Raw genomic sequence first — 10,558 nt, forward strand, 5'->3', positions numbered from 1 at the left:
TATAAAGAACCAGATTCTACTTTAAAAGCCATAAATTACCACAAACAGCTTGCTGAGGAAAACAATAATAAAGAAGAGATTTGTAAATCTCTAATAAGAGCGGCACTGATATACGGACCAAAGCGCGAGTATGAAAAATGCTTAAGACTATTCAATGATGCATTAGTAATTGCAAAAGAGCTTAATAAACGTAATCTTGAAGCTATAATAATTTCAAGAAAAGCACTATTATTTCAGGAAACATATAAGTATTTAGAGGCAGTTCAAAGTGGAAATGAAGCATTGGTTATTTTTAGGGAGTTAAAAATGAATAGCGAGGCAGCCTGGGTATTACAAAATTTAGGCAGTATCAATCTGTATTTAGGTAATTATGACCTAGCTTTAGAATATTTTCAGCAATATCAAACAGCTCATGATACGTATAACTTTCCAAACGACCAATCTTTTGCTTATAATCAAGAGCTAATTGGAAGGGTTTATCTTGAAAAAGAATTATACGAAGACGCTCTAATTTATTTTGAAAATGCGTTCAAACATTTTACGTCGCTCGAAATAAAGTATAAAATGAAAGATTCTTCTAAATTTTTAGCGATAATACATACAAAGTTAAACCAACTTGACAAAGCAACCAATTATGCTCAAAAAAACTTAGCACTTAGCAAAGAACTTAAATCCGAAATGGATTTAGATATGGCAGAATTCATACTTGCTGAAATTACCTTTAAAACGGATATACCTTCTGCATTAAAACAAGCAAAAGCTATTTTAAACCGTCTTCCTAATGATGGATTTTATAGTATTAAAAAAGACATATACAACCTACTTTACAAAGGCTACAAGTCACAAAATAATTCAAAGTTAGCTGTAGAAATGCTCGAACGCTCTACTGTTATTAAAGATAGTATAAACTTAGAAATAGATCGTTTAGCCGTTACGAGAGAATTGGTAAAACAAGACTATGAGCATCGAATCTCTGAAAGTAAACTAAAAAGCGAAAACGAAAAAGCAGCACTCAAAATCACACAACTTAAAAGAACGTTTGCCGTAGTCATAATTTCTGCCCTATTCATTTTTTGTGTTATTTTCTATTTTAGATCTAAAACCAAAAAAGATAAAGCAATACGAGCTGCAATGTTGGATGAAATAATGCGTCTCAAAAACAGTTCAAATCAAGTTGTAGCTGCTACTACTGTATTTGAACTGGTTAGAGAAAAAATTGAGCACTCCATTAAAAGAAAATTAAATGAAACCGATTGGAAGGTGCTAAATGTATTATTGGTAGAGCCCGTAATGACCAATAAAGAAATTGCCCAGAAAGTTTTTTTAAGTGTTGATGGAGTTGGTTCTTCGCTTCGCAGAATGTATGAGTATTTTAATATTAAAGAATCGAAGTATAAAAAAGTTTCATTGTTACTAGAGACAATCAAGCGCTCCAATAGCTAGCATAGACCGCTATAATCAAAAACAAATTCTAACCAGAGCATATTTTCACGTCTAAGCGTGAAGCATTTCTTGAGCAATTTTCAGAAATTTACACAGGGATTATGTTCCCCTAGGATTAATAGCAACCCGTTAGAGCCTCACAAGCAATTTTGTTCGTGGGGTTTTATTTTATCTAATAATCTTATTGAAACATCATGCTATGGGTATAAAACAGAAATTAACAACTTTATGACGCTTTAGGTTTAATTTCTCAATTAAAACTAAAAGCTTTGTTATTACTGAATAGAAAAGGTCAAGTTTTAAAAGTATAGTCTCATAAAAATAAACACATCACGCAATTAATTTAAAGCACCCGTCATTACCAATAAAAAAACCGCCGAAAAAGTTTTTTTGAGTGTTGATGGACTTGCTTCTGCGCTTCGTGCAATGTACGAGTATTTTAATAGTAAAGAATTAAAGTATAAAAAAGTTTCATTGTTACTGGAAGCTATCAAGGGCTCTAGAAGCTAGTATAGCTCGCTATAATAACAAATACATCTACCCTAAATCACATTTTCACGCCTAGGCGTGAAGTGTATTTTCATGCTTAGTCGTGAAGTGTATTTTCAATAACTTTTGGATGTTTGCGATAAGATAATTTGGATTACATAAGATGTGAGAAACTCACCGATATTTTTTTTGGCAGGTTTCTAGTTTAACTAATAAAAAAAAGTGATAAAAACATACAGAGACCACAATTAGTTTGCATAAGACACTTAATTTAAAGTAGCCTCAAAATGAAACAAATTAGTTTACTTCTAGCCTTCTGTTTAGGCTCTCAGCTAGCCTATTCTCAAGGCAAGGTGATAAACAAAGGTGTGTTGAAAATAGAATCTGGCACATCTTTTTACACATTACTAACATTTGAAAATGAGCTTACTGGTAGCTTAACCAATGAAGGCGATTTAGTATTACGCGCAGATTACAAAAATCAAGGAATTACCACTGCAACAATTGGTACCACTCACTTAATTGGTACAACTAATCAAAGAATGTATTATAATGAAACTTCCCCATTACATAGTATAAACATTAATAATTTAGTCATTAATAACTCAAGTTCTACAGGTATTTCTGTTGATGATAATTATGCGTTAATTATTAAGGGAGATTTAACTTTAACTAATGGAGATTTAAGATTGGAAGGTGAATCGCAACTCGTTCAAGGTTCATCTTCTACATTAAGCGCTGGTGGTGCAGGTTCACTACTGCGCGATAGACAAGCTGGTGCTAATACGTATGCATACAACTATTTTTCATCGCCCGTAAATAATGGCGGAACATATAATTTAAACACTGAGGTTTTTGATGGTACAGATGCTAGTATTAATAGTTTTACACCACAATTAATTCAATTTAATTCAGGGTCTCCATACAATGGGGCTTCATCCGTTGTTGGTAGTGGTGGAAATGTAACTACACCATTAACCATAAGTGATAGATGGCTATATACCTATTTCAATGGGAGTGGTGCATATTCTGAATGGATATCTATTAATCCAAGTTCGCCGTTAAGCCCAGGCCAAGGCTATACTATGAAAGGGCCCGGAGCAGTTAGTCCTAATCAAAACTATGTATTTAAAGGAAAGCCAAATAATGGTAATTATACGTTTAGTAGTATTTTATTAGGTAATTACTATTTATTGGGTAATCCCTATCCATCGGCATTAGATGCTGATCAATTTATTACAGATAATAACGCAATAGATGCTTTATATATATGGGTTGACGGAGGATCAAATTCTCATTATTTATCAGACTATTTAGGGTCTTATGCTACCAGAAATTTAACTGGAGGCACTACAGCGTCTGTTCCAGCAGAGATAAGCGGTGGAGGAACTTCAACAAATGCAGCTCTTGGTCAATACGTTCCGGTGGGGCAAGGCTTTTTTGTTGAGGCTGTTTCTAATGACGCTATTGTATTTAGTAATTCGCAAAGAGCTTTTGTAACCGAAGCAGCAGGCGATTCGAAATTTTACAGAACAGCATATAATAAAGATGCTACACAAAAAAACCTTGTTAGATTGGGTTATGAAGATCCAGAAGGTTTTCACAGACAGCTATTATTGGGCTTTATTCCAAATTCACCAGCCAATTTAAGTTTTAACAACGGTTATGATGCTTTTATGAATGGATTAAGAGCTGATGACATGTATTTTATTATAGATGATGATTTATCAAAACAGTATGTTATTCAGGGTGTAGGAGCTTATGATGCAACTAATTTATTTCCAATTGGTGTAATTATCTCAGAAGAAGGAACTCATACAATTATGTTAGATGAAGTTGAAAACTTTACGGACGATGTTTATTTGTATGACAACGTTTTAGAACAAACTTATAACCTTAGCCAAGGTGAACTGGAATTAAATTTAGAACCAGGAGAATATCTAGATCGATTTAAAATTATGTTTCAAGATCAAAACGCATTGGGAATTAATGATGTAAGCTTAGAAGACTTAAAAGTATTTTATGATAATGATAGCCATATTATCATAAACAATACATGGGGATTAGAAATAAATACCATGGCTGTTTACAATATTTTAGGACAAGAGTTGCTTCGTAAAAAGAATTTAAGAGGCGTAAATAATTCAATTCAATTTCAACACCCAAAAGGGGTGTATGTTATTGTAGTTGAAACAGATAAAGGAAAAAAATCATATAAGATTATCAATTAAATTATAAAATAATGTTCAAAAATAAAAAATCAATTTTAATTATTTTTTTAATTATTTTAGGTTATAATTCTCGTACAATGGCACAGGTAGGAATAAATAATGTTACTCCAGACCCAAGTTCCATGCTAGATATTCAATCTACAGGAAAAGGCTTACTAATTCCAAGGATGACTAAAGCTGCTCGAGACGGGATAGATAATGCTGCCACTAGCCTACTGATTTATCAAATTGATGAAACCCCAGGGTTTTATTACTTTGATGGCGCAGCCACATGGATTGCAATAGCAGGTGCAAAAGATGATAAATGGACTGTAGAGGATGACAACATGTACAATGCCAACATCGGCAATGTAGGTGTTGGTACAACTACGCCAGGAGCAAAATTGCATGTAGAAGGAGATATGTTGATGGATGTAGGAAGAGGAGATGTGCTTTTTGAAAATAATTCAAATGATAATGTAGACGGAGCTGGGATCACCATAAGAACAAAAGCTAACCCATCATTGGGCGCTATCTTCGCAGTGAGAAGTTCTGGTCAGGCAAATCGTTTATTTGTGGGGCAGAATTTTACATCCACTGGTTATAATAATTTTTATGTTGGATCAACAAGCTCTAGGGATGCATCGAATACCTCACTTTATACCAATAAAATCGCCAAATCCGGGGATTCTTATTTTAATGCAGGTAATGTAGGTATTGGAACTACTGCGCCTACAGATAAATTAACCGTAGCTGGCACTGCAGGTTATAATGCAACAACAAATATGGGTACTAGTGACACTGATTTTGCTAGTAAAAAATATGTAGATGATAATTCTGATTCTGATCATTCGACATTAGTAGCAAGCTTACGTGCCAATGCAAATATTTCTGGGGGTGGTGTAATAACAGTCAATGGTAGTGGCTTTATTAAAAACTCTCAAAGATTTATTGTAATTTCCAATGGCCGTGGAACTCATTTTAGCAACAGTGGTTATTTCAATATTGACATACCAACTTCAGGTACCATTACCGGTGTTGGTGGTGCCTCTAATAGATCAGCAACAGCTAACGGTGTCCAATTAGGTAGCTGGGAAGCCCTCTATTATATTTTACCGATTGGGAGTGCTCGCACTTCTCTCGCTGCAAATTTTAGAGTTGCCGCTTATACAGCTAATTTGGTAATACCTGAAGAGTGGGTGTTAATCGCGATGAAAAACGGTGATACTGGTGGTAAATATCACATTATAGATAAATACATATTGGCAGCAGGCGAGTCTATAAATACAGCTGCCGCTGCGAATACAAGTGTCAAAAAATATACGAAAACAATTACTATTGAATCGCCAACAAGTTCAGACGATATCACAATTTTTAGAACAGATGACGCTATTACTGTAAAGGAAGTTATCGCAGTGAGTACAGGTTCTTCACCAAATACTAGATTTAGATTAAGACATAGTACAAATAGAGCTGTTACAGGAAACGTATTATCTACCAATCTTGCTACAACTAGCACGACCGTTGGTAACAGGGCAACATTAAGTGATGCAACAATACCTGCAAATAGTTGGGTATGGATAGAAATGATTGCAGCTCGTGGAACTAACGTAACACTATCAGTAAATATAAGATATGTGATTGATTAAAATATCAGGAAAGCGAAGAGTTCTATTTAACTGGTACTTCTGTTATAGATAGTCTAAAACCACAAACACAATAATTTTTAGAATATTGTTACTTTTCTTAGAACTGCTCTTACTTTAATTAATGGCTCATCTGTAGTATTAAGATACCTTTTTATTTAAAATTTATAAATGTTATGGTAAAAAAATCATTATTATTGATGTCTTTTTTTTGATGATCAGTTTTGCTTGTTATGGGCAGCAAAAATGCTGTAACTATACTACCTGGACACCAGGAATGAGCATTGGACCCGGTTCTTATTGTAGTTCGTCATATGGTGGGTAAATTGTATCTTATCGAGGAAGGCTTTATACACATTAGGATATTGCTCTAGTCAAGGTCCGAACTCATATGAATTCGTAGATATTGGACCATGTGATGATAGTAGTAGCTTAGGTACGGGTAGTATTGGAATTCCTTAAAACCTTACAGCTCCTGCTGATACCGCTACTATTACAAATATCAATAATGGCGGTGCAGATAGCTATCAATGGCAATTTTCTGATGTTAGTGCCACTGGTCATTGAACCCTAATATCTGGACAAACAAAAAGGTAGCTATAACCCACCATGCTGTATAACAGCTACCCGCTAGCATTGAAGAAGAGGCTGTCAATATTCTGTTGAAGTGGACTGTAACCCCAATTGGACAAGCCGACTGCAAGTTACGGTAACTAGCAAACGGAGCGTGATTATCATAGATTAAGTAATAGATGTTTGAATGAGATATAAGAGTATAAAAGATTAGTAAAAAAGGCTAAGTGAAGAAGTAAACAATGATGTTAGCTCTAAAAAAGGAAAACGAAATCCTAAAAGTAGCTGTATTAAGTGTAAAAACGAGCCCAAGTGAAACAGATAAAAAACGAATATATACTCTCTGGACTGGGGTTTAGCAGAAGTAATGCAACTTACACCAGTTTCGTTTAACTGGAAGAGCGATTCTGCAATGAGAAGAAACAAAATTGGATTCATTGCCCAAGACGCTCAAAAAGTAATTCCAGATGTGGTAAACGTTAAGTCAACCCGAAACTGTTACAATTACCAAAGGAACTGAAAACTTGTTGTTTGAGCAATACACCAACGAACACTCCAAACGTGAATAGGCATTGAGGGCTTGGGTGTATTTGGAGCAACGTAAAAAAAAAATACACATAACACTTTATATAGCGCATTCAAACGCGCCATACACTTAACGTTAAACGAACCTCTCCAAAAAAAACTTCAACTTCACAAGTTAAAAAAAATGACAGTAAGTAAATGTGTTAGGAATTTCAATGTGAATTCCTATTTAGCGCTAAGTTTTACTTAATAGAGATACAAAAGTTAACAAATAATCAGATTCACTATAGAACTATTATAAGTCACTCTTAGCTTGCCTAACATCACGGAATGTTGGTGAATTCTCGGTAATGCTTCCTGCTCCTTTTTTATTAATTTTGAAAGTAACATCCTTTGTTGTGGTAAATAAAAGTACAGATGAAAAAGACGTTTTGAGATATGGTTTTAAAAACACAAAAGCTTCATCTAAAGTAAGCTCGCTTTCCTCATCTTCGGTCTCTCTAGATTGGTAACGCAGTTTTACTAAAACCTTAAAGCCATCTTTAGAAGACAATGGTCTAACAAATATATTTTTCAAGTCTGGCTTACCAATGGTTTTTGCCATAGTTAATTTGGCGAAACGACCTTCTTGGAAACTCTCTTTTACTTGTTCCCAGAATAGAACAAACACTTCTTGATACGGCATAAACTAAGGATTGATGATACAATATTTTGACACTTCAAAAATAGCATTAATAATTGATACCAATTACAACTTAAAATAAGCTCAAAAAAACGTCTTTTTTTCTTTCCTTTTCATTAAAAAAAGAAACCGTAACTAAGGCAATGCTTTAATTTTAAGATACGTATTAATGCTATTGGCGGTTAGTTTTCTGGACTTGTGAGGATAGAATAGATACCGTATTTATTAATTCGTTGACAATGAGTCGTTTTTCGAATGTAAATTTTTATGCAATGACCTGGTTGTAAACCTTTTCAGTGGTTTCTGATTTATTGTTAATTATACTTTTTGAACCTGTACTTTTAAACAAGATAATGATACTGGCATTGTTAGGAAATCCTTTTATGCCGCAATAACAATAAAAGACTATTAAAAATTGATTAAATTTCAACAAAAAATAATTGAAAGGTTAGCATTAAACATGTAAAACAGCCCACCGATATGGAGTTTATTCATGTTATTTTAAAAGATTATAATTGTTATACCCAAAGCATGTAAATTGAGAGCTAATTTTGAAAAGAAAAATTGTGTGAATCGCTTATCCCGAGCTAGTCTTGGGATCTTAAATAAATAAAAAATATGTTTTATACTATAGATATTTTAGGAACCATCGCTTTTGCTATTTCTGGCGTCTTAATAGCTATATACAAGAAGATGGATTTATTCGGAATTCTTATTATAGCATTTGTTACAGCTGTTGGAGGTGGCACCCTACGCGATTTACTCATAGGTGACACACCAGTGAGTTGGATGAAAGATATCACATATACTTATGTCATTTTAGGGTCTGCCATATTCGCGATACTTTTTAGAAGTAAAATAAATTATTTAAGAACCTCATTATTTTTATTCGATACCATTGGTATTGGACTCTACACATTGGTTGGTATAGAAAAAGGGTTAAATGCAGAACTACATCCTATTATTTGTATTGCTTTAGGAACCATTACAGCTAGTTTTGGAGGTGTTATTCGTGATATTTTGTGTAATGAAATCCCGGTTATTTTTAGAAAAGAAATTTATGCTACGGCCTGTATCTTAGGTGGTATCACTTATTTTCTTTTGCGAGAATTCCCAATAAAAGACGATTTTGTTTTTGTAATTGCTGGTATCGTGGTTATTGTCGTGAGGTTACTGGCTGTAAAGTTTAAAATTGCACTACCTACTATTTATAAAGATTAATTTATTTGGGCGTTACTTTTTGAGAAAAACAAAAAGTCAGGCTTTTCGCTATATCTTTTTCTCGTGCCTCAAAAAAGGATGCCGCTACAATCCCTAACGCAAAAACAGACTTTGAATGTATTGATTTTAGTTTCAAAGACTATTATATTCCATGCAAATTATTTTTGCTCATTGCTATTTATTCAATAACCTCAACATTTCGAATAAAAATATTTTTATCTGGCCAATCACCATCATCAGTTTTTACTGCAGCAATTTTGTCTATAACATCCATACCTCGTGTTACATGTCCGAAAATAGTATAATCACCATCTAAAAAATGAGCACCATTTTTTTGGCAGACAATAAAAAACTCAAAAGGGGATGCTAGTTTGTGTGGATTTCTAATTTCGCTACTAGGCATAGAAATAACACCTCGCTTATGTTTAAAACCACGTTTAGTATCTGGTGGTAATAAGTATTTACCAATATGAGCTCGTTTTCTAGCCGTTTTTATGTCATCACTATTTCCAGCTTGAACAATAAAATTATCAATAACTCTATAAAATTGTGTGCCATTAAAGTAGTTCTGTTTGGTTAAGAAAATGAAATTAGAACGATGAAATTTTGTCTCGTTATACAGTAAGATATCAATTTCTCCAAAATCGGTAGTAATTCGAACCTTATTTTCTTTATGAATTTTATCATATTCCAAGAAAAATTCCATAGCACTTTTAGAATTCAACTTAGGGAATTCACGTTCAGGCTCTTGAAAAGAATCATTGATAGCCTCTTCTTCTAAAGGTTGTACAACTTTAGTTTTAGAGGTGCCTTTCTTTTTAGTTTGTTTATCTTCACAATTCAGAAATAAAAGAAAAAAACTTAAAAACAATACGCTGCGCATAGACTATGAGGTTTGAAGAATTTTTAAAATCAGTTTCAAAAATAAAAAATATACCGCTACCAGCCGAAGTATCTCACTTTAAAATGGTGCCTCCTTTTCGTCAGGAACTTTTAAAAAAACAGAAAGAAGCCATTAAGAAAGCAAAACATGCGGGGGTTTTATCATTGTTTTATCCTGACGAAGATATGGAAACAAAATTCGTTTTAATTTTAAGAAAAACGTATAAAGGAGTACATTCAGCGCAAGTTGCTTTTCCTGGTGGTAAATTAGAGGCACAAGATGCATCATTGCGAGACACGGCATTAAGAGAAACTTTTGAAGAAGTAGGCGTTCCCATTGATACTGTTCAAATTGTTAGAAGTATATCTCAAGTTTATATTCCACCAAGCAATTTTTATGTACATCCATTTATTGGATTCACTCAAAATACGCCTCAATTTATTAAACAAGATGATGAGGTTGAGGCGCTGATAGAAATAGATTTAGAACATTTTTTGGATGAACAATCTCTTATCTCCAAAAAAGTAAAAACATCTTACAGTATTGAGGTTGAGGTACCTGCCTTTAAATTAAATGATTATGTAGTTTGGGGAGCAACTGCTATGATGCTAAGTGAAATTAAAGACTTGTTAAAACAACTCTAGTAGTTTATTAGATTTATTACATTTGCATACTCGATATGAATGAGTTTAAAAAGAATATAGCAAACTATTTTTATTTTTAACAAGGCGAAATTTTCAAGTATAGTATTATACTACAGTTTAAAATTTAAACGAAGTTAAAAGGGAAAAGAGGAAGCTAAAAATTTTGAAACTTATTTTTATTGAGTATTTTAACTAACCAATTTTGACGCGTGATTTATGGGATTGTTTAAAAAAAATCCATT

8 protein-coding genes are annotated in these 10,558 nt (G+C 33.3%); 6 read left to right on the top strand and 2 right to left on the bottom strand.

Annotated elements, in window-relative coordinates:
- From QZ260_RS11770 to QZ260_RS13205, 4 genes are all read left to right on the top strand, one after another.
- A partial coding sequence (locus QZ260_RS11770) for a tetratricopeptide repeat protein (protein ID WP_295986467.1) occupies positions 1 to 1,443 on the top strand: 1,443 nt, incomplete at its 5' end.
- A 776-nt stretch (positions 1,444 to 2,219) separates the two neighbouring features.
- Positions 2,220 to 4,163: a T9SS type A sorting domain-containing protein gene (locus QZ260_RS11775; RefSeq protein ID WP_295986469.1), complete on the top strand. Its 1,944-nt coding sequence runs from the start codon at positions 2,220 to 2,222 to the stop codon at positions 4,161 to 4,163.
- Positions 4,164 to 4,240: 77 nt separating this feature from the next.
- On the top strand, positions 4,241 to 5,791 hold the full coding sequence (locus QZ260_RS11780; protein WP_295986471.1) for a hypothetical protein: 1,551 nt from the start codon (positions 4,241 to 4,243) through the stop codon (positions 5,789 to 5,791).
- Positions 5,792 to 6,695: 904 nt separating this feature from the next.
- Positions 6,696 to 6,881, top strand: a complete 186-nt coding sequence (locus QZ260_RS13205; RefSeq protein ID WP_365969624.1) for a tail fiber domain-containing protein — start codon at positions 6,696 to 6,698, stop codon at positions 6,879 to 6,881.
- 300 nt (positions 6,882 to 7,181) lie between these two features.
- Here QZ260_RS13205 and QZ260_RS11785 read toward each other — a convergent pair whose 3' ends face one another.
- Entirely contained in the window at positions 7,182 to 7,571 is a 390-nt protein-coding gene (locus tag QZ260_RS11785) for a hypothetical protein (protein WP_271757608.1), read from the bottom strand.
- Between the two features lie 615 nt (positions 7,572 to 8,186).
- Here QZ260_RS11785 and QZ260_RS11790 point away from each other — a divergent pair.
- Entirely contained in the window at positions 8,187 to 8,789 is a 603-nt protein-coding gene (locus tag QZ260_RS11790; RefSeq protein WP_295986473.1) for a trimeric intracellular cation channel family protein, read from the top strand.
- Between the two features lie 178 nt (positions 8,790 to 8,967).
- Here the strand turns inward: QZ260_RS11790 and QZ260_RS11795 are convergent, their stop codons facing one another.
- Complete coding sequence (locus tag QZ260_RS11795) at positions 8,968 to 9,672, bottom strand: peptidylprolyl isomerase (RefSeq protein ID WP_295986475.1); 705 nt, start codon at positions 9,670 to 9,672, stop codon at positions 8,968 to 8,970.
- A gap of 5 nt (positions 9,673 to 9,677) precedes the next feature.
- On the opposite strand from QZ260_RS11795, the gene QZ260_RS11800 reads away from it, so the two are divergent.
- Complete coding sequence (locus QZ260_RS11800; protein ID WP_295986478.1) at positions 9,678 to 10,316, top strand: CoA pyrophosphatase; 639 nt, start codon at positions 9,678 to 9,680, stop codon at positions 10,314 to 10,316.
- Positions 10,317 to 10,558: the final 242 nt, after the last annotated feature.

Origin of the sequence: uncultured Algibacter sp. (genome assembly GCF_905480415.1) — a bacterium.
GTDB lineage: Bacteria > Bacteroidota > Bacteroidia > Flavobacteriales > Flavobacteriaceae > Algibacter_B.